Origin of the sequence: Pedobacter frigidisoli, from assembly GCF_004331675.1 — a bacterium.
GTDB classification, from domain to species: domain Bacteria; phylum Bacteroidota; class Bacteroidia; order Sphingobacteriales; family Sphingobacteriaceae; genus Pedobacter; species Pedobacter frigidisoli.
On the sequence record NZ_SJSN01000013.1, the window covers coordinates 129,863 to 151,098 of the forward strand.

Annotated in this window: 16 protein-coding genes; 12 read left to right on the forward strand and 4 right to left on the reverse strand. The window is 37.6% G+C overall.

The features are described from left to right. Window positions 1-2 precede the first annotated feature (2 nt). The 10 genes from cobA (EZ449_RS16315) to EZ449_RS16360 all read left to right on the forward strand — a co-directional run bounded on the left by cobA (EZ449_RS16315) (window position 3) and on the right by EZ449_RS16360 (window position 11,950). Window positions 3-779, forward strand: coding sequence for a uroporphyrinogen-III C-methyltransferase (gene cobA / locus EZ449_RS16315; RefSeq protein WP_131560778.1), 777 nt, complete (start codon window positions 3-5; stop codon window positions 777-779). Beyond that, window positions 763-2,274: a TSUP family transporter gene (locus EZ449_RS16320; RefSeq protein ID WP_131560780.1), complete on the forward strand. Its 1,512-nt coding sequence runs from the start codon at window positions 763-765 to the stop codon at window positions 2,272-2,274. The genes cobA (EZ449_RS16315) and EZ449_RS16320 overlap by 17 nt, the downstream gene beginning before the upstream one ends. A 2-nt stretch (window positions 2,275-2,276) precedes the next feature. Continuing rightward, window positions 2,277-2,990: a phosphoadenylyl-sulfate reductase gene (locus tag EZ449_RS16325; RefSeq protein WP_131560782.1), complete on the forward strand. Its 714-nt coding sequence runs from the start codon at window positions 2,277-2,279 to the stop codon at window positions 2,988-2,990. Between the two features lie 443 nt (window positions 2,991-3,433). Beyond that, window positions 3,434-4,339 (forward strand): sulfate adenylyltransferase subunit CysD, encoded by a 906-nt coding sequence (gene cysD / locus EZ449_RS16330; RefSeq protein ID WP_131560784.1) that lies wholly within the window; start codon window positions 3,434-3,436, stop codon window positions 4,337-4,339. 71 nt (window positions 4,340-4,410) lie between these two features. Then, window positions 4,411-5,661, forward strand: coding sequence for a sulfate adenylyltransferase subunit 1 (locus EZ449_RS16335; protein WP_131560786.1), 1,251 nt, complete (start codon window positions 4,411-4,413; stop codon window positions 5,659-5,661). A 502-nt stretch (window positions 5,662-6,163) separates the two neighbouring features. Next, window positions 6,164-7,174 carry a bestrophin family protein gene (locus EZ449_RS16340; protein ID WP_131560788.1) on the forward strand — a complete coding sequence of 337 codons (1,011 nt, stop codon included), beginning with the start codon at window positions 6,164-6,166 and terminating at the stop codon, window positions 7,172-7,174. Window positions 7,175-7,249: 75 nt separating this feature from the next. Further along, window positions 7,250-7,714, forward strand: coding sequence for a hypothetical protein (locus EZ449_RS16345; RefSeq protein WP_131560790.1), 465 nt, complete (start codon window positions 7,250-7,252; stop codon window positions 7,712-7,714). Between the two features lie 409 nt (window positions 7,715-8,123). Next, window positions 8,124-8,918, forward strand: coding sequence for a uroporphyrinogen-III C-methyltransferase (cobA, locus tag EZ449_RS16350; protein ID WP_131560792.1), 795 nt, complete (start codon window positions 8,124-8,126; stop codon window positions 8,916-8,918). 342 nt (window positions 8,919-9,260) lie between these two features. Further along, window positions 9,261-10,673, forward strand: coding sequence for a glycogen synthase (locus EZ449_RS16355; RefSeq protein ID WP_131560794.1), 1,413 nt, complete (start codon window positions 9,261-9,263; stop codon window positions 10,671-10,673). An 8-nt stretch (window positions 10,674-10,681) separates the two neighbouring features. Continuing rightward, window positions 10,682-11,950: a glucose-1-phosphate adenylyltransferase gene (locus tag EZ449_RS16360; RefSeq protein WP_131560797.1), complete on the forward strand. Its 1,269-nt coding sequence runs from the start codon at window positions 10,682-10,684 to the stop codon at window positions 11,948-11,950. Between the two features lie 456 nt (window positions 11,951-12,406). Here the strand turns inward: EZ449_RS16360 and EZ449_RS16365 are convergent, their stop codons facing one another. Beyond that, window positions 12,407-14,704, reverse strand: a complete 2,298-nt coding sequence (locus tag EZ449_RS16365; RefSeq protein ID WP_131560824.1) for an ATP-dependent helicase — start codon at window positions 14,702-14,704, stop codon at window positions 12,407-12,409. A 673-nt stretch (window positions 14,705-15,377) separates the two neighbouring features. On the opposite strand from EZ449_RS16365, the gene EZ449_RS16370 reads away from it, so the two are divergent. Further along, window positions 15,378-15,689, forward strand: coding sequence for a DUF493 family protein (locus tag EZ449_RS16370; RefSeq protein ID WP_131560800.1), 312 nt, complete (start codon window positions 15,378-15,380; stop codon window positions 15,687-15,689). A 260-nt stretch (window positions 15,690-15,949) separates the two neighbouring features. Here the strand turns inward: EZ449_RS16370 and EZ449_RS16375 are convergent, their stop codons facing one another. The 3 genes from EZ449_RS16375 to EZ449_RS16385 are packed head-to-tail and all read right to left on the reverse strand — an operon-like array spanning window position 15,950 to window position 19,050. Next, the gene (locus EZ449_RS16375) at window positions 15,950-17,458 is read right to left on the reverse strand and encodes a PH domain-containing protein (protein ID WP_165499795.1); all 1,509 of its coding nucleotides are present in this window, start codon (window positions 17,456-17,458) and stop codon (window positions 15,950-15,952) included. A 2-nt stretch (window positions 17,459-17,460) separates the two neighbouring features. Then, a complete protein-coding gene (locus EZ449_RS16380) occupies window positions 17,461-18,003 on the reverse strand; it encodes a PH domain-containing protein (protein WP_131560804.1) in 543 nt (180 codons plus the stop codon). A 57-nt stretch (window positions 18,004-18,060) separates the two neighbouring features. After that, on the reverse strand, window positions 18,061-19,050 hold the full coding sequence (locus tag EZ449_RS16385) for a GDSL-type esterase/lipase family protein (RefSeq protein ID WP_131560806.1): 990 nt from the start codon (window positions 19,048-19,050) through the stop codon (window positions 18,061-18,063). 198 nt (window positions 19,051-19,248) lie between these two features. Here EZ449_RS16385 and EZ449_RS16390 point away from each other — a divergent pair, with 198 nt between their 5' ends. Beyond that, window positions 19,249-20,619 (forward strand): dipeptidase, encoded by a 1,371-nt coding sequence (locus EZ449_RS16390; protein WP_131560808.1) that lies wholly within the window; start codon window positions 19,249-19,251, stop codon window positions 20,617-20,619. The last annotated feature ends 617 nt before the right edge of the window (window positions 20,620-21,236 follow it).

Sequence of the window (21,236 nt, forward strand, 5' to 3'; positions counted from 1 at the left end):
TCATGAGCAATCAAAAAATATATAGAGAATCAAGAATAACTCTTTTAGGCGCCGGTCCGGGCGACCCGGATTTATTAACCTTAAAAGGCGTTAAAGCTTTGCAGGCTGCTGATGTGGTATTGTACGATGCGCTAACAAATGAGGCATTACTAGAACATGCGCCCGCCGATGCGATTAAAGTTTACGTAGGAAAACGCTCGGGCGAACATTCATATCCACAAGAAACCATCAATAAATTAATGATTGATTACGCCCTGAACTATGGCCATGTGGTACGCTTAAAAGGCGGCGACCCATTTGTTTTCGGTAGAGGTTATGAGGAATTGGATTACGCTGCATCTTACAGCATTCCAGTTGATGTAATTCCTGGGATTTCGAGTTCAATTGGCGTTCCTGGTTTACAACAAATTCCAGTAACGCATCGAGGATTGAGCGAAAGCTTTTGGGTAATTACAGGAACGACGACATCTGGCGAGGTTTCTAACGATATTTATCAGGCAGCAGAATCAAATGCTACTGTTTTGATTTTAATGGGGTTGAAGAAGTTATCTAAAATAGTAGAAATATTCAAAGCAGCAGGCCGACACAATTTGCCGGCAGCAGTGATTCAAAATGGTTCTGCCGATGATGAAAAACTAGTTGTTGGTGTGGTAGAAACCATCGAAAGTTTGGTTCAGCAACAAAATGTTAAGGCACCAGCACTTTTAATTTTTGGTGAAGTAGTTTCCCTACATCCATCATTTAAAAACTTAGTAAAACAGTATGCAAGTATTGCCTAACCAACCTAATAGTGAAGAAACTTTCTCTGGTGAGGAGAAAGGAAATCAGCTTTTTCCGGTTTTTATAAAGCTGAATAAGCTGCGTACATTATTAATTGGTGCTGGCAATATTGGACTAGAAAAGTTAACGGCTATTGTTAATAATAGCCACCACGCAAAAATTACCATTGTTGCAGAAATTGTTTCGCCGGAGGTTTATGCGCTTATTGCAGATTATCCTCAAATAAAAGTTAAGCAGAAAAGTTTCGATGTTTCTGATTTGAAAAATATCGACATTGTTTTCGCTGCAACTAACAACAATATTTTGAACGAAGAAATCAGAGTAGTTACGCATGAAAAGGGTTTGCTCATTAACGTGGCCGATAAACCTGATTTGTGCGATTTCTATTTGGGTTCTATCGTTCAGAAAGGCGATTTAAAAATTGCTATTTCTACCAATGGCAAGTCGCCAACCATCGCAAAGCGATTAAAACAGATTTTGAATGAGGGAATTCCTGCCGAGCTGGATGAAACTTTGCAGAATATGAGTGCTTTACGTCAGACTTTAAACGGTGATTTTTCGGCAAAAGTTAAAAAGCTGAATAAGGTTACGCAAAGCCTAATTAATCCACGAAAAAGCTTTGCTGAGCGTAACATTAAATGGTTAATTTGGGTTGCAGCAGTTTTACTTATTGGCGCTATCGGGTTTTCTTTGTGGAATACCGAACCTGAATTCCAGATATTCTTAATCAACATCGACCCATTATTTTACTGGTTCTTAGGCGCCGGATTTATATTTGCCTTAATTGATGGCGCAATCGGAATGTCGTACGGCGTTACCACCGCCTCATTTTCTTTGGCAATGGGTTTACCGCCAGCATCAGCAAGTATGGCCATTCACATTTCCGAAGTAATGAGTAACGGGATTGCCGGCTGGATGCATTATCGCATGGGTAACGTAAATTGGAAGTTATTCAAAATCTTAATTATCCCGGCGATTATTGGAGCAGTTTTGGGTGCTTATATTTTATCATCATTAGAACATTATAGCGCCTATGTTAAACCTGTAGTAGCAGTTTATACCTTGTTTTTAGGAGGTGTAATCTTGATGAAAGCATTTAACATCAAGAGGAAAAAAGCGGAAGATAAAATCAAAAAAATCGGTTTGCTTGGTTTTGTTGGTGGTTTTATCGATGCTGCTTTCGGTGGCGGTTGGGGTTCAATCGTACTTTCAAGCCTGATTGCAGGTGGTCGCCATCCGTTATTCTCTCTAGGAACAGTAAAAATTAGCAGATTTTTCATCGCAACTTTGAGTTCCTTAACATTTTTTACGATGTTAGGCGGCAAACATTGGGAGGCTGTTTTAGGCTTAATTATTGGTAGTGCAGTGGCATCTCCAATCGCAGCACGAGTTTCAAACAAAATTTCGGCAAAAACCATAATGGTAGCCGTTGGAATTATTGTAATGATTGTAAGTTTGCGCAGTGTGATTGTATTTATTTTAAAATTGATATAGTGATGGGAATAGAGGAGCTGAAAACAGAACTTCATGGTTTAACTACAATAGATAAATTAAAATATCTGGCAGATAAATATGCCGATAAAATCATTTTTTCGACCAGTTTTGGATGGGAAGACCAAGCCATTACGCACTTAATTTTCGCCAATAATATTCCGATTAAAGTGTTTACGTTGGAAACCGGTCGCTTATTTCCAGAAACTTATTACGTTTGGAACCGTACTTTAGAAGTTTATAATAAACCGATTCATGCCTATTATCCGAAAAATGAATTGTTGCAGGATATGGTAAATACCAAAGGACCAAATAGCTTTTACGAATCGGTAGAAAATAGAAAAGAGTGCTGTTATATTCGTAAAATCGAACCTTTAAAAAGAGCATTAAAAGGTAATGAGATTTGGGTAACTGGAATTAGGGCTGAGCAGAGCACTAACCGCGAAGATATGCATGATTTGGAATGGGACGAGGGCAATCAGTTAATTAAATTCCACCCGATTTTCGACTGGACTTTGGATGATGTGAAAGTTTACATCAAGGATAATAACATCGTTTACAATACTTTACACGATAAGGGTTTTCCGAGTATAGGTTGTGCACCTTGTACAAGAGCAGTACAACAAGGGGAAGATTTCAGAGCAGGAAGATGGTGGTGGGAAGACCAAAGCAAAAAAGAATGCGGTTTGCACGCTACGGAGGTTGAGGTAAAAGGATAAGCTGAAAAACTAAAGCGGAAAAACCAAAGCCGAAAGAACAGCGAACTTTGAGGGGTTTCCCCCTTTGGAGGGGGCAGGGGGAGGACTTTAGCAGAAGAAGCCTCACCTGTTGAAAGGCAGAAGTTAAATGAAGATAACTGCATCCCTTCCGATGAAGAATCGGAACAGGTCCTCCTTGAAGAAAGGTGGAACTGTGGACAGGAGACTTAAACTTAATAGTTAAACGTAAAAACTTTGTTCCCTCTCTTCAAGGAGAGGGAGAGTACAAACAAGCCAAAGCCCAAACATTGATAGGGTGAGGTTATTAAAAATAGCCTCTGTTCGTGTCCGCACGAAACGAAATAATAGTAACAACAAAAAAATATAACAATTGAATATTAGAAAGAGCGGACTATCGATAGGCATTTCCCTCATTCTCTCATTCAAAATTCAAACATTAATAAATGAGTACATATAATTTCGATTATTTAGAGGAACTGGAGGCCGAGGCAATTCACATTTTGCGTGAAGTTGCGGGGCAATTTGAAAAACCTGCCTTATTATTTTCTGGCGGAAAAGATTCCATAACTTTAGTTCGTTTGGCAGAAAAAGCTTTTCGTCCAGGGAAATTTCCTTTTCCTTTGGTGCACATCGATACAGGTCATAATTTCCAGGAAACGATTGATTACCGTGATAAAATGGTTGATCGGATTGGTGAAAGATTAATCATTGGCTCTGTTCAAGAATCTATCGACCAAGGTAAAGTAGTTGAGCAAAAGGGTAAAAATGCCAGCAGAAATGCATTGCAAACTGTTACTTTATTAGATACGATTGCGAAATACGAATTTGATGCTTGTATTGGCGGTGCCCGAAGAGATGAGGAAAAAGCCAGAGCAAAAGAACGTATTTTCTCTGTTCGTGATGAATTTGGCTCGTGGGACCCAAAACGCCAACGCCCAGAACTTTGGAACATTTACAACGGTAAAATTCACAAAGGCGAAAACGTTCGAGTTTTCCCCATTAGTAACTGGACAGAGCTTGATGTTTGGAACTATATCCGTAGAGAAAAAATCGAATTACCAAGCATTTACTTCTCTCATGAACGCGAAGTAATTACCAGAAACGGACAATTAATGGCAGCTTCACCTTTTTTAAATATGGACGATGAAGATTTGGTATTCAAAAAACAAGTGCGTTTCCGTACCGTTGGAGATATGTCATGTACGGCTGCTGTAGAATCGGAAGCCACTTTAATCGATGATATTATTTCTGAAATCGGAGCCTCAAAAATTTCAGAACGTGGTGCTCGATTAGACGATAAAGTCTCTGAAGCCGCAATGGAGGATAGGAAAAAGGGAGGGTATTTTTAGTCTTGAGTTCGGAGTCTTTAGTCAGGAGTCATTCAAAATTCAATCCCTCATTAATTCAATCATTAGTAAACATGAACATATTAAAATTTTTCACAGCAGGCAGTGTAGATGATGGTAAAAGTACCCTAATAGGCCGTTTGTTATACGATACAGATTCCATTTTAGCCGACCAGTTAGAGGCTTTGCAAAGCTCTAACCGTAAAAACGACGATGGAACAATAGATTTAGCCATCTTAACGGATGGTTTAAGAGCAGAGCGTGAGCAAGGCATCACCATAGACGTAGCTTATAAATATTTCCAGACAGATAAGCGTAAGTTCATTATTGCAGATACGCCAGGGCATATTCAATATACCCGCAACATGGTTACGGGAGCATCGACAGCTAATTTGGCTATCATTTTAGTCGATGCCAGAAACGGTGTGGTTGAGCAAACCATTCGCCATTCGTACTTAGTTTCGTTGTTGGGTATCAAACACATTGTAGTTTGTATCAATAAGATGGATATGGTTGATTATGGCGAAGATATTTACACCACAATTATTGATAGATATAAGGTTTTAGCTCAACAGCTTAAACTTGTTGATGTAAATTACATTCCGGTTAGTGCCTTAAAAGGCGATAACATCGTTCAAAATTCAGAGCGTATGGATTGGTACAAAGGCGAAAGTTTATTGCACTTTTTAGAGAAAGTAGATACCGATAATTTAGATAAATCGCAATTGGCCCGTATGCCGGTTCAATGGGTTATTCGCCCACAAACAGAAGAATTGCATGATTACCGTGGTTATGCAGGTCGTGTGTTAAGCGGAACTTTTAACCTGAATGATAAGGTTACGGTTTTACCATCAGGTGCGAGTTCCACCATCGAAAAAATCGAATTCTTCGACCAAACGCCCGATGCTGCACACGCAGGTCAGTCGGTTACCATTCACTTAAAAGATGACGTAGACATCAGTCGCGGCGATACAATTGTAAATGCAGCCGCTTTGCCACAAGAATCTAAGTTGATTGAGGCCGATTTATGTTGGATGGACGGTCGTGCTTTGGACACCTCGATGATGTACTTAATTCAGCATAATAGTAAGGTAACGAAATGTAAAATCAGCGAAATTCTGCATAAGGTAGATATTAATACATTAGAGAAACATGCCGCTGATGAATTTAAATTGAATGATATTGGCAGAGTAACTATTAAAACAGCCGATGCTTTGGCTTTCGATTTATATGATGACAATAGAGCCAACGGTTCAGCAATTTTGATTGATAGCAGAACTAATTTAACTGTTGGTGCGCTGATGTTTAGAGCCGCAGTGGAGTAATGTAAAAAATGGTAGATGTGTGATGGAAGATGTTTTTGGCAAAACCCACAAGAACCATAACCAAATATCATAATGAAAACTTTAAGTTTAAATTTAGAGTGAATTAATTTCAGCGGGGCATCGGAAACGATAGCCCCGTCTTTCTTTTAGAATTCCCCTTTTCAGAGGTGTGGCCAGTGGGCGGCGTGTTTTATTTGTCTTAGCCGAACAGGCTTTTGATCTTTTTGATAACAAAGGAAATCAAAACTTAGAATAGAAAAACGAAAACGATAGTAGTGAAGAGTCTCTATCATTAATGCAGGTTTAACATAAGTTTTTGGTATAAATCGCTAGAACAATACTACAGATTCTTCGTTCCTCATCACAACAACAATATTTAAGGTTTTAAGTGATTGACAAACAAATCAATCTTAAATGTTCTTAGGTGCCTAGGTGGTGTAAAACTTTTTTTTCTATCTTCGTTCATCCCTCAAACAAACATCTCGTTAACTAAACCTAAATTATGCACGCCGGAAAGAAATATAGCTTTTTCGAATTTATTTTATGGACTCGTAGAGACCTTTACCGTTTAGCTATTCTCGCAATTATCCCAACGGTACTTTACCACTTTTGCAATTTCACTTTTCTGTCTATTTCATGGGTTCCAGTGGCGCTTTTGGGTACAGCCGTTTCATTTATTATCAGTTTTAAAAATAATGCAAGTTATGCCCGACTATGGGAGGCCCGTCAAATTTATGGTGGGATTATAAATGTAAGTCGTGCCTTTGGGGTGATGATTAGAGATTTTTTGGCTTCTCAAGATAAAAAGGAAGACGTTAAGGTTATTTTCTACCGTCACTTTGCCTGGTTAACTGCATTACGTTTTCAGTTGAGGGAACCACGTGCCTGGGAAAACCTGAACGAACCTGCAAACTTAGAATATTCGAAAAATTATCATACTTCAGAAAAAACGGATAAGCTGGAAGAGGTATTGGCAAAATACCTTTCAGCTGATGAATTGACCTATATTCTTCAGAAAAAGAATAAGGCGACACAGTTAATGGCTTTGCAATCAAAACACATTAATAAGTTATTTACGGAAAGAAATTTATCAGATTTGCAACTTCAATCATTACAAAATTCGATAACTAATTTTTATGATAATCAGGGTAAAGCAGAGCGAATTAAAAACTTTCCTTATCCACGACATTTTTCTTCAATAGCCACCATTATGCTAAACCTTTTTGTGTTTTTAGTTCCTTATGGATTACTAAACGATTTTAATAAGTTGGGCACAGGAACATTAATTGAGGGTTATTCAATTTGGCTAAATATTCCTTTTGCCATTTTGCTAACCTGGGTTTTTAACTCGTTAGATGTGGTGGGAGAGAGTTCAACCAATCCTTTCGAAGGGAGTGCAAACGATGTTCCGATTACGAATATCTCCAGAACCATCGAAATTGACATGAGGGATATGCTAGATGAAACCGATTTACCACCCGCACTTACACCAGAAAATAATATATTGATGTAAAATTTAATTATGGAATCGATTAAAACTTTTCATCCTTTAATTATATTAATATTAATACTCTAATGAATCAAAATCATGAAAAAGAATCTCCTATACCTTGCATATACTGTTTTCCCATTTGTTTATGCATGCAACTCATCAGATAAAAAGGCAGAAGTTGCCAAAAAAGATTCTGTTATAAATCAAACTTGTTATGCTTCATCATTCGAAAAAGACAGTGCAGCTATAATTATTAAAACTATGGCCTCGGGGAAAATCACAGGTTCGATGTTAGTAAAATATGGTGAGAAACCACAAAATAACGGAACAATTGAGGGAAAATTTCACGGTGATACATTACTAGTCGATTACCATTTCAAAACTGGAAAAGATAGTACGAATGTTTTTACAAATCCTTTAGCATTTTTGAAAAAAGATGGTAAGCTGATTATGGGAGTTGCGCAAATTGAAACTACATTAGGCAGGTCTTATTTCGTTAAAGGCAAACCAATAAATTACGATGCTGGGAAGTTTTCCTTTGTAGAAGTAAATTGTAAATAAGTTTAGTAATCTTTAATTATATTGTCATTATGAGGGTTAATTTATTTTATAAAAATCAATATAAATGACGTTTTGGGCGCCTTTAGGTTCTGCGATATGCAATTCCCCTCTTCCAGAGGAGTGCCTGAAAGGCGGGGTGTTTTATTATCCTAGCCGGACATAGGCTTTTTTCTTTTTGACAACAAAAAGAAAAAAAACCGAGCTTTTGGCGAGCTCATTAATGCAATTAAAACAATAAAGGCTGCCCTCAATTAATCTTATAGTCTTTTCATATCATCAAAATCTTTAGTTTGTAAAAGCACCCGCTTAAACTGAATAAAATTTATTTTAAAATAAATTACTACAATTCCTATAGACTTTATATATTTGTGTAATTAATAAGAATTATCACGAGCTAATATTTTTTGTCATGATTTTAAGTAAAGTAGAAAAAGCAAACATTGAACCAAGAATTACACTAATAGGAGCAGGTCCTGGTGACCCAGATTTATTTAGTTTAAAAGGTGTTAAAGCATTAAAAACAGCTGATGTTGTTTTGTATGATGCAAATGTGAATGAAGCTTTACTATGTCATGCGCCAGATGGTATTCCAAAAGTTTATGTTGGTAAACGTACTGATGATGAAGATTTCTCGCAAGATGCAGTTAACAAATTGATTATTGATTATGCTTTAAACTACGGTCACGTGGTTCGTTTAAAAAGCGGAGACCCGTTTTTCTTTGCAAAAGGTTACGAAGAAATCGATGCTGCAGAATCATACAGCATCCCGACAGAAATTATTCCAGGTATTTCGAGTGCGACTGGTGCACCAAGTTTGCAGAAAATACCAATGATTTATAAAGACTTAAGCGAAAGTTTTTGGGCAGTTACAGGTACAAATTCAAAGGGAGAAATTTCTGAAGATTTATACATCGCTGCAAAAACTAAAGCTACAATTGTAGTTTTAAATGGCATTGATAGGATAAAAGAAATTGCTGCGATTTTTCAAGGAGAAAATAAAGGTTTATTGCCTGTAGCTGTAATTCAAAATGGTTCTTCGCCCGATGAAAAAATTGCCATAGGAATTGTGGATACCATTGCCGAAGTTGTAGATGATAAGAAAATACAAGCACCTGCGCTTTTGGTATTTGGCGATGTGGTTTCATTGCATCCGCAGTTTCAGCCCATTAGAGACTTTTACGAAATTATTGCTGAAGAATATTAGGGTCAAACTAAATTGTATATTTGTTTTGTTGTTGAAAACCGCTGGCGAAAGCTTAGCGGTTTTTTGTTTTTGGCTGGCGAATACTTTGTTTCTAAGCCTAACTGAAACGGCAGCCACCAATTCTTCTATTGGTGCTACAGTGCAAAGCAGGGCTACAATCTGCCACAAAGTGATGAACTTTCACTTTCAAAAAAACTTTTCCAACTAAACTTATCGACTTTTAAAATGTAGCAGAAATCTTTTGTATCTGCGGGAAAACAGACCTCAAAAAATAATCTTTCTAATATTTCCAAATCAGAAAACAATTACTAACTTAACGAAGTTATCTACACCAAATATTTAATGGAAATTTTACATATAAGCGCCGAATGTTACCCTGTTGCGAAAGTTGGCGGTTTAGCTGACGTAGTAGGGGCCTTACCGAAATACCAAAATAAAATTGGCCACATTGCCAAAGTTGTTGTTCCAGCCTACGACACTAAGTTTGTTCGCGAAAGCGAATTCGAAGTGGCTTATGATGCTTGGTCCAATTACGGGAACCATCATTTTTCATACCGTGTTTTAAAAGAGAAAACCAATAAACTAGGCTTCGATTTATACATTATACATATTCAAGGCTTAACTGATAGACCAAATGTTTACGGTTATGCTGATGATACTGAACGTTTTATTGCCTTTCAAATTGCTACTTTAGATTGGATGGCACAGTGGGAACATCGTCCGGATGTTATTCACTGCCACGACCACCATACTGGTTTGATTCCTTTTATGGTTTCGAATTGTTTAAAATATGCAGTGTTAAGCAAAGTGCCTACTATTTTAACCATTCATAATGCGCAATATCAAGGTCAGTTCGGCTGGGATAAATTATATTATTTACCGGCTTTCGATTTATGGAATGGTGGTTTACTCGGCTGGGAGGATGCCATTAACCCACTTGCATCGGCCATTAAATGTGCTTGGAGGGTAACTACAGTTTCGCCAAGTTATTTGGATGAAATGATGGATAACGCCCGAGGTTTAGAAAGTTTGCTAAGGCAGGAGCGTTGGAAATCTGTTGGGATTTTAAACGGCATAGATACCGAGGTCTGGAACCCGGAAACAGACCCAATGCTCGGAAAAAGTTACAATTTAAAAACAGTAGAAGCAGGCAAATTGGCAAACAAAAAAGCCCTTTGCGATGTTTTTCAATTAGATTCTTCTAAACCACTTTTCACTTTTATTGGTAGATTGGTTGATGAAAAAGGTGCTGATTTATTACCAGATATTTTCTACAACGCTTTGCAACAACATGGAAACAATATTAATGTGTTGGTTTTAGGTTCTGGAGATAATTGGGTGGAGGGAAGATTGAATCAGTTAAAAGATATTTTCGGAGGAAAATACAATGCCTATATCGGTTATAATGAGCAGGTTTCGCATGAAATGTATGCTGGTGCAGATTTCCTACTGATGCCATCGAGAGTAGAACCTTGCGGATTGAATCAGCTTTATGCTCTAAGATACGGAACGGTTCCGATTGTGCGTAGGGTTGGTGGCTTAAAGGACACAGTGATTGATATTGGCGATGGTGGTTTTGGATTATGCCACGACCAAACCAGTACCTGGGATGTTACACATGCAATAAATCGTGCTGTTGATTTATATAATGATAAAAAAGCTTTTAAAGCTGTGCGTAAAACCATGATGAAGATTGACCATTCATGGGATAAGGCGGCATTGAATTACATAGAATTATACCAAATATTAAAATAAGCTTAAACATGACTGACAAAGTTTTAGGCGTTATCCTTGGCGGTGGCCAAGGCTCTAGATTATCGCCATTAACACAAACACGTTCGAAACCTGCGGTTCCAATTGCAGGTAAGTATCGGCTGGTAGACATCCCAATTTCTAATTGCCTGAACTCAGGCATCCACCGCATGTTTGTGTTAACACAGTTTAATTCGGCATCCCTAAATAAACACATTAAAAACACCTATCACTTTAGCCATTTCAGTACCGCTTTTGTCGATATTTTAGCAGCTGAACAAACGGTACAAAATGCCGGTTGGTTTCAGGGAACCGCAGATGCGGTTCGGCAATGTATGCACCACATTGTTTCTCACGAGTTCGATTACATCTTAATTTTATCTGGCGACCAATTGTACCAGATGGATTTTAAGGATATGATTGAGAAACATATTGAGGCAAATGCAGAAATTACCATTGCCACAATTCCTGTTACGGGAAAAGATGCAACAGATTTCGGTATCTTAAAAGCTGATGAAGAAAACATGATTACCTCTTTTATCGAAAAGCCTAAAACAGGTTTGGAAGATTGGGTATCTGATACTGGCCCAGAAATGCAAGGCGAAGGTCGTAACTTTTTGGCATCGATGGGTATCTATGTTTTTAATCGTGAATACCTAATCAATATCCTTAATGAAAACGAAGAAGAAAAGGATTTTGGTAAAGAGATTTTACCCAGAGCAATTGAGCAAAGTCGAGTTTTAAGTTATCAATATGAAGGCTATTGGACTGATATTGGTAATATCTCATCTTTCTTTGAGGCCAATTTAGGCTTGACTGATGAGATTCCAAAGTTTAATATGTTTGATAGCAACCATACTATTTTTACTAGGGCTAGGATGTTGCCTCCATCGAAAATTTCGGGGACTACTTTAGAAAAAACGATTATTGCAGAAGGTTGTATTGTTCAAGCCAGCAGAGTTGAACATGCCGTTTTGGGTATTCGTGCGAGAATTGGTAAGCACACAGTTGTTACCAATTCATACATTATGGGTAGCGATCGTTATCAAACACTAGAAGAAATCCAGTCAGAAACAGATAAAGGGAACTCTTTAATCGGTATTGGAGACAGATGTTACATTAACAATGCGATTATTGATAAAAACTGTCGTATCGGGAACGATGTGAAGATTAATGGCGGTTCGCATTTAGAGGATGGAGATTTTGAACTTTATGCCGTTAAGGATGGTATCGTAGTAATTAAAAAAGGCGCTGTACTACCAAGTGGAACAGTAATTTAAGATAATCATTATCATTAACTAAGGCCAGTTTGGATTCGTTCAGACTGGCTTTTTTCGTGGGGATTATTCTTAGATATGTTAGCCACGGAAACACGAAAAACACGGAAAATTTTTTGAATTTAATTCCCTTTAAATCTTGGTTTCCATTGTAAATATAATGTTTGATAGATCGCACCCTTTGAAAGTTTGTGGGTAGGCTTGTTCAATCTTATCCCTCTCGGAAAGAGAGGGTTTTTGGGGACAACACCTTAAACCTAGAGTTTCAAGAGCCTCACCCTTTGAAAGTAAGAAGTAAAGCAAATGTTTTAGCCGCCCTCTCCAGAAGAGAGGGTTTTTGTGGGAAGTGCTTTAAACCCAATAGTTAAAACCACTGTTCTTTGTTTCCCTCTCTTCCGGAGAGGGATTGATAGAAGAGAAAATAACCTACAAACTTTCATAGGGAGAGGCTTGGGCTCTTTACTTCACAATCATCAGCTTCGCAAACTTTAGCAATAACTGTTTATTACCTAAACCTTGGAAAAACACGGTTGCTTTAACATCAGGCAAGGTTCCCTCTAAACTTATAATTTTTCCGAAACCGAATTTCTCATGCTCCACTTCCATGCCACCTTGAAATTCATGTGGTAGAGATGGCGTAAATCCAGGTGTTGGAATATGTGCCTTTGCTAATAACGAAGTCGTTTTCGGGCGAACGGGCGGCGCCGAAGTGGTACTAGCAGGTTTTGGTTTGCTAAAGAAATCACGCGGTTGTGAGGTCCATGTTTTGCGTTCATCGTCGAAATTACCTTCAATGACATTACTTTTTGCTGGTTTTACATCTAATTCTAAGAACCTCGGATTAATTTCGTTAATAAAACGACTTGGTTCGCAATTCGTTAATGTTCCCCAACGGTAACGAGAGGTAGCATAAGTAATGGTCAGTTTTATTTCAGCACGGGTTATTGCTACGTAAAACAAACGACGCTCTTCTTCTAAATCGGTTCGGTTGGTTAACGACATTTGCGATGGAAAGAGATTCTCTTCTAAGCCCACAATAAATACGTTTTTAAACTCCAAGCCCTTTGCCGAGTGAATGGTCATTAACGAAACCGTATCCTTATTTTTATCGCCATCCTTATCATCATTGGTTAAAAGCGCAACATCTTGCATAAAAATATCGAGGCCTTTTTCCTCAATATCCTCACGCTCCGAAAACTCCTTTATACCATTTAACAACTCTTGAATATTCTCATAGCGACTGCGTCCTTCAACACTATCGTCGGTGTAAAGCTCCTTTAAAATTCCTGCATGTTGCGCAATAAACAAAGCTGTTTCATAAGCATCCAATTTTTTAGCTTCCGCTTGGAAACTCTGAATCATCATCGAAAAATCATTCAGTTGGTTTGCTAAACGACCATCAACAAGTTGCTGTGCATTGGAAATTACATCCCACATCGTTTTATCGTTCTGGTCTGCAGCAACGATAATTTTGTCAATTGAAGTATCTCCAATTCCGCGTTTAGGATAGTTAATTACACGTTTAATCGCCTCTTCATCTTTTGGGTTAAAAGTCAATCGGAAGTAAGCAATCAAATCCTTGATCTCTTTACGTTGATAAAAAGATTGTCCACCATAAATTTTATAAGGAATATTTAGCTTGCGCAAACCTTCTTCCATTGCTCTACTTTGCGCATTGGTACGGTACAAAATGGCAAAATCTTTATGGTCGTAACCTTTAGTGCTACGCTCCTGAATAATGGCTTCGGCAACTAACTTGCCTTCCTCATTATCCGTAAAAGCACGAGAAACCTTAATTCTATCACCTTCAGCATTCTCAGAAAACACATTTTTTTCCAGCTGATTTTTATTGTTGGCGATGATGCTACTTGCGGCATCAACAATATTTTGGGTAGAGCGGTAATTCTGCTCTAGTTTGTAAACTTTTAAGTCAGGATAATCACGCTCAAAATTTAAAATGTTCTGAATATTGGCACCACGGAAAGCATAAATACTCTGCGCATCATCACCCACCACACAAATATTTTGATAGGCAGCAGCCAGTTTTTTCACAATGGTATACTGCGAAAAGTTGGTATCCTGATACTCATCCACCATTAAATACCTAAATTTTTGTTGGTATTTATTTAAAACATCCGGATGTTCCTTTAATAAAATATTGGTTTTGAAAAGCAAATCGTCGAAATCCATTGCACCTGCTCTAAAGCAACGTTTTGCATAGGTTTCATAAATCTGGCCGATCAGGGGGCGTTTATTTTGATTATCTTCCGCCTGGATTTGGTCGTTAGCCTGGTATTCTCCCCAAGAAATCAAATTGTTTTTAGCAGAAGAAATCCTATTAAAAACGAAGTTCGCGGCATATAATTTATCATCCAATTGCATCTCTTTCAAAATGGCACGGATTACACTTTTGCTATCGTCGGTATCGTAAATGGTAAAATTGCTTGGATAACCTATTTTTTCAGCCTCAACACGTAAAATTTTCGCAAAAACCGAGTGGAAAGTTCCCATCCAAATGTTTTTCGCCTCGGCACCCACTACTTTTGAGATACGCTCACGCATATCCTTACTCGCCTTGTTGGTAAAGGTTAAAACCAGAATATTAAAAGGGTCAGTTCCGGTCTGAATCAGGTGCGCTACACGATACGTTATTACACGTGTTTTGCCCGAACCAGCGCCCGCAACAATCATTACTGGTCCTTTTGTATTCTCTACTGCTGCTCTTTGTTGTGGGTTTAATCCTTCTAAATAATCCAAATCGGCTCCTGTTTTTTTGAGGCTCAAAAATAAGAATTCTTAATGTTTTTATTGAAATTGTGGAGAAATAAAAAGCAAATTCTTTTGAAAAGCAAAACCTGTGTATCATTGGTAACGTTAGTCCTTTGCTTTGCTAAACCCGATGAAAATCGGGGCGCCGCTTCGCCAAGGTTTAGATAAGTTAGGTTTGTGCTGCTATTGAGGGATTAAAACCTGTTAGCTAAAAATTACAATATATGAGGGTGTAAGAAAATGTGAGTTTACTGTATCAGCTTAAAGTTCTTACATTTCTTATCTCGTTGACAATACGTTTAGTGAAAGCAAGAGCATGGATTAAGCACTTACCACCCCTTGCCCCTCCTAAAATAGGAGAGGAGCCGTTTGTGATTAGGGAAATGGTCTGCATTTATTTTTGGCTCTACGGTTGAACCCACCTACTTAAATATTGCTATAACATTTTCAATAAGCAATGACCAGCTCCCCTCATTATCTTCAAGGAGGGGATAGGGGTGGTTTTCTATTGGCATTGGGTCATTGTCATACAATGATTACGTGTTAGTTTTCAAATGCTGATTTAAACAATGCAAATTCAATTCTAATACTTACCAAATCTCATATTTATGCCAAAATTACCTACCATTAATTTAGGAATAGAATTTGATATGTTTTTGTCATGGAAGATAATAATTTTGAGTTTACTGATATTCCCGAGGGAGCAAGCACAGATCTATACGCTAATTTAAAAGAGAAATTAGAAACTGTTGAGAAATTTCCGGGTATTTACGTGTTTAAGTTTATTTTGACTGGAGGAATAGATAAATTAAAGGAACTTAGTGCCATTTTACCTCAAGATGAATTTATTGAGCAACAATCTAAAACAGGTAAATATGTATCAATTACAGTAAAAAAAGAAATGCAAAATGCCGATGAAGTAATTGCGATTTATAAACAAGCCGCAACTATAAAAGGCATTATGACACTTTAATATTTTAGCCGTTCAATATTCTATTTATACCATTGAACGGCTTTTTCCATTTTTTTATTTCAGCTTTTGCTTGTTAAAGTGATGCTATCTTTGCTTTGGTCCTTAATCTTTCAGCTTTGGTCTTTAGTCTTTGAATGATGCTATGTCCGCTCTGGTCTTTAGTCTTTTAACTTTGGTCTTTAGTTTTTAGTCTTTGAATGATGCTATTTTCGCTTTAGTCTTTGGTCTTTCAGCTTTGGTATTTCATCTTTTACCTCAAATTACATCCAACCCTCATTTCCGCTTTCTACTTGATATAGCCAGTAATTTACCAGCTGTTTAATCTCACTATAATTTCCGTATTTAAAATGAATTTGGCCAGCTGCAGTGTGTAGCGATAAATGACCAACATCTATGCCTTTATGCCATGGATATTGAAAAGTGGTAATGGCTTGAATTTTATTTGGCATCACGATTTCATTCGAAACATCCCAAATACCACTAGTTTTAATAATAAAATCTTGGTCAACTGAAATTCGATGCCTGCGGTAGCTAATGTAAATCATGAAAACGCCAATAAGTAAGTATGCAATTGCTACACCAATAAAGGGTTTCACCTCTGGAACATTAAAAGCTACAATTAAGAAAATGGAAACTGGCAAAACCAATTTAAAGAAAATTGGTAGATTCAGAAATCGCCAATCGGGTATAAAAGTTTTTCCTTTTACGGGCGCAATGCCTAATATCATTTTCAATAACTCATCACGCTCTGCGGGGTTACAACCAACAATTTCTAAAGTATTGCCTTGCATTTCGTGGCCTTTTTTATTCTGACCGAAATGCGCTTGCTTCAAACTCATGTTCAGCATATTCAGCTTTTTCTGAAAATAATTTTGACTGTATTTTGTAATCTGAACCTTATTCGGACTAATCAAAGTGCTTTTCTTCGCAATTAAACCAGAAGATAGGAGTAACGAATGCTTATGCTGACTTATTTCCAGTTCAAAATATTTATAAAATGTTCTAACCAAATTAATAATCAATAAGGCAACCAACAGTATCACAACAATTACCGCCACAGAAAATAATGTGGCCAAACCCATCACAGTACTTTTAACATAACTTTTATCCAACTCAAAAACATCCATAATATGTCTTGCCTCTTGAACAGTATATAAGAAAAAGGCCGACATTAGTGCTAAACTTTGTCCGTAATTGGAGGTTAAACCAACTTTAAACAAAGTCCATGCGCTAATTCTTAACAGCGGAGTTTCTGTTGTTGAGGCAAATTCATTATCAGTTTCTATTGTTTCTTCAACCGAATCCGCTCTTCGACTTAATAAGTGTTCCTTTAAATTATAGGCCGAAATTTCATCAATTGCTTTTATGCTAACTTCTTCGCCTTTGGCCCCCGCAGTATCGATTTTTAATCCATAAACACCAATTATCTTCTGCAGAATATTTTGGTTAATATTTACCTGCTGTATTTTATCCAACTGAATAATTACTTGGTCGCGATTTAAAACGCCCTTATTAACCACAAATTCCTGTTTCTCCTTATTTAAAAAGAAAGTAAATTTTAAATACCATAAGTAAGCGTAAATAAGGCACAATAAAATTATGATACCAATAGCCAGTAGCGTATAATTTAGATAAGTTCCGCCAATTTTAACAAAGGCATAAACGATGAAGAAAAACATGGCTATACCAACTTTGAGCATGGTGTGGGCGGCCATAACGATGATACCGAAAGCCGATTCCCGCTGAGGTTTACTAAAATCTTTATCCATTATCATTCAGCATCTTTAATTGGATTTTGAATTAAATCCAACTTGCTCAATAGCAAATCTCTAATGCTTTTGGCTTCATCAATCGGTATTCCTGAAATTTTAACGTGCCCTGTTTGGCCTCCAGCTGTAAATATTTGTAATGAACCCAATTTATACATTCTAGAAAAAATGCCCTCATTCAATTCTATATGCTGAATTCTATTTAATGGAACAATTGTAGTAGATTCGGCGATAATGCCACTCTTGTAAATCACATCTCTGGTTCTAATGGCATAGCCACGTTTTTTAAAGCTAGCCCTCAAAATAATGAAGAGCAATATCATAAATGAAAGGTATAAAGCGCTTAACAAAATGGCATTCGGCTTAAATTCATCAATAAAGCTAACACCTAAACCAACAACTATTCCACCAATAACAAAGCAGATAAAAAAGTTAATGCAAATGATATTCCAGTAATTGGAGTGAGGATTATTTAAAGGAATTTCCTCGTATTTCGGAAGCGTTTCTAGATCGATAGCTTCGTTGGTAAATGAATTTGTTGGCATGGTTTAAAGGTATAAAAGAAATGTATCTACCGATCAGACTCATCTTAAAATCTTTTGTTACCTCGCTACAATAAACTTTTTGGCGGTATTGTACTGGCCAGAATCTGATGTGATTTTGAAAAAATAAATACCAGGAACAAAAGTTGTTGTATTAATTTCCAAAGTGTGTTTTCCTGTATTAAGGTATTCATTTACAACCGTTTTTACCAATCTACCCATCAAATCAAAAACCTGAATATTTAGCTTATCCGTTTCGGGTAAAACCACATCTAAGAAAGTTTGTGTAGCAGCTGGGTTTGGATAGTTTTGAGAAACTACAAATTTCAAGAATTTATCGAATATCGCTTTATTTATGGCGTCGAAAATTACATAACTAATTAACCTGTAACCTCTAGCATTAGGATGATAGGGATCTTGATATAATGAAAAATCTCTCCTCATGGCAATATTTACATCAGCAAGGTAGATTTTAAATTCTGTTGCCAATCGCCTGTAAACGGCATTAATTGCCCGAATGTTTGTATTTACCTTTACAAGAGTCGCATTGTTCCTGTCATCGGCAAACTGGAGAGTGCATATAATTGGAACTAATTTTTGAGCAAGGCTAACCTTTATTATGGACCGCATATTGGCTTCTGTTTCCGCAACACTTCCTCGTCCATTAACAATTGCAGCTGCATCGTTAATCCCCATGTCAATCACAATAAAACCAGTTCTATCTTTAATTGCATTGTCAATTCGCAATAAACCTTGAAAAGTTGTTTGTCCGCCGATACCATGATTGGTAATATCTACAACTTTACCAGTATAGCAGTTTAAAAAATTGTTTTGCAACATGGTTTGAAAACCAACCCCACCAACACCCTCAACTGTACTGGCACCAAAAGTTACAATGTTAATACTGTCTTTAGAATAGTATTGAGCGGCTTCTGGGCAACTTACTCTCGGTCCAGTCGCTGTTTGCGCAGATGTAGGAAAACTTAAAGAAGAAAGCAGCAGAAGAAGTGGTAATACTAAAGCACTAAATCTAAATGATATAATTCTCACTAACAGGGTTTAAGGATATCCGTTTAAGTTCGCAATTTACAAAAAAAATGTAGAGATATATTTGTTGTTATTATTTTTTACAAATTGAAAAGATTGCATTTTTTGTTGCGAAAATATCAGCAGGCAACTGGCAATTATCATCGTCAAATTTGCATCGTTAACTTGCTAAAACCTATATTTGCCCAAATTCATTTTGTTATGCAAGAGATTAAAAATTATGTAGAAACGCACAAACAACGTTTTTTAGATGAGTTGTTTGAGTTATTACGTTTTCCATCGGTTAGTGCCGATCCAAAATATAAAGCCGATGTACTAAAAACGGCTGATTATGTTGCCCAAAAATTGAAAGATGCTGGTGCCGATAAAGTTGAAATTTGCGAAACTGCTGGCTATCCAATTGTTTATGGCGAAAAAATCATCGATGCTTCTTTACCAACTGTTTTAATTTATGGCCATTACGATGTTCAACCAGCAGATCCATTAGAGCTTTGGAAAACACCACCGTTTGAGCCAACTGTTCGCGATGGTAAAATCTACGCTCGTGGTGCCTGCGATGATAAAGGACAATTCTACATGCATGTAAAAGCATTCGAATTGATGATGGAAACCAATACTTTAGCCTGTAATGTAAAGTTTATGATCGAGGGCGAGGAAGAGGTTGGTTCTGCTAATCTTGGTATTTTTGTAAAAGCAAATGCAGAGCGTTTAAAGGCAGATGTTGTACTAATTTCCGATACTTCTATGATCAGCATGGAACATCCATCAATCGAGACTGGTTTACGTGGCTTGGCTTATATGGAAGTTGAGGTTGTTGGTCCTAACCGCGATTTACACTCTGGTGTTTATGGTGGTGCAGTGGCAAATCCGGCTACTATTCTTTGCAAAATGATTGCTTCCTTGCATGATGAAAATAACCATATTACCATTCCTGCTTTTTACGATAAGGTGATTGAATTAACTGATGATGAGAAAAAAGCCTTAAATTCTGCTTCTTACGATGAGGCTGAATACACTAAAGATTTGGATATTGAAGAAGTTTGGGGTGAAAAAGGTTATTCGACGCTAGAGCGTACAGGCACTCGCCCAACTTTAGAGGTTAATGGTATTTGGAGTGGTTACATTGGCGAGGGCGCCAAAACCGTATTGCCAAGCAAGGCAAATGCTAAAATTTCTATGCGTTTGGTTCCTAGTCAAAGCTCTGAGGAAATTGCAGAAATTTTTACCAAACATTTCGAAAGTATTGCGCCTAAAAACGTTAAGGTTAAGGTTACACCTCACCACGGTGGTGAGCCGGTGGTAACGCCAACGGATAGTGTCGCTTATCAAGCTGCAGAAAAAGCAATTGAAGATAGCTTTGGTAAAAAGGCAATCCCAACTCGTGGTGGTGGAAGCATCCCTATCGTTGCTTTATTCGAAGATGTTTTGGGCATTAAATCAGTGCTTTTTGGTTTCGGTTTGGATAGCGATGCATTGCATTCTCCAAACGAAAAATACGATATCTATAATTATTACAAGGGTATAGAAACCTTGCCTTTGTTTCATAAATATTTTGCAGAGTTGAGTAAATAGCTCATTATTAAGCATTAATTAATCCCTGTTTAGTTTTGCTAAGCAGGGATTTTTTTTTGGGTGCGCCGGGCATGTCAATCGACTATAGGGTTAGAGTCCCGAACACGCTTAGCAGTAGGAAGTGTTAGCCAGAGACAAGGGTGTCGTGGGTGACTGCGAATCTGAAGGAAGTCCGCGGCAAATATGGGGGCCTACGAACAGAAACTGTATATGAGGCGGATTTAGTCCGGGTGATGTTGCCCAACAAACAGAAGCCCAATACTGCACGGGGACTATTACGTATATACAGAGGCCACATCCATAGGAAGTAGATTGTCYTACCCCGGGAGATCTGAATGAGTTCTGTCAATTGTAAGCGCGATTACAGGAGAGGAAACATTTAGCAGAGATGCCAAATGCCTCAATCAGAAGTCAGCAGCGGTAGTAGTACTGCATTTTTCGGATGCAGAAAGGACCAAATGTTRGGATGGCAAAGGAAACAGGAAGTTTATTGCAGAGCGTTTACAGCGGAACCACATTAGAGAACTGCTTATATGAGGGTAGGACGGAATCCGAGAGTAAATTATAAGAGGAGCTGAGCCGAGCCGTGCAACCAATGTGCACAATGCCTGGGAAGG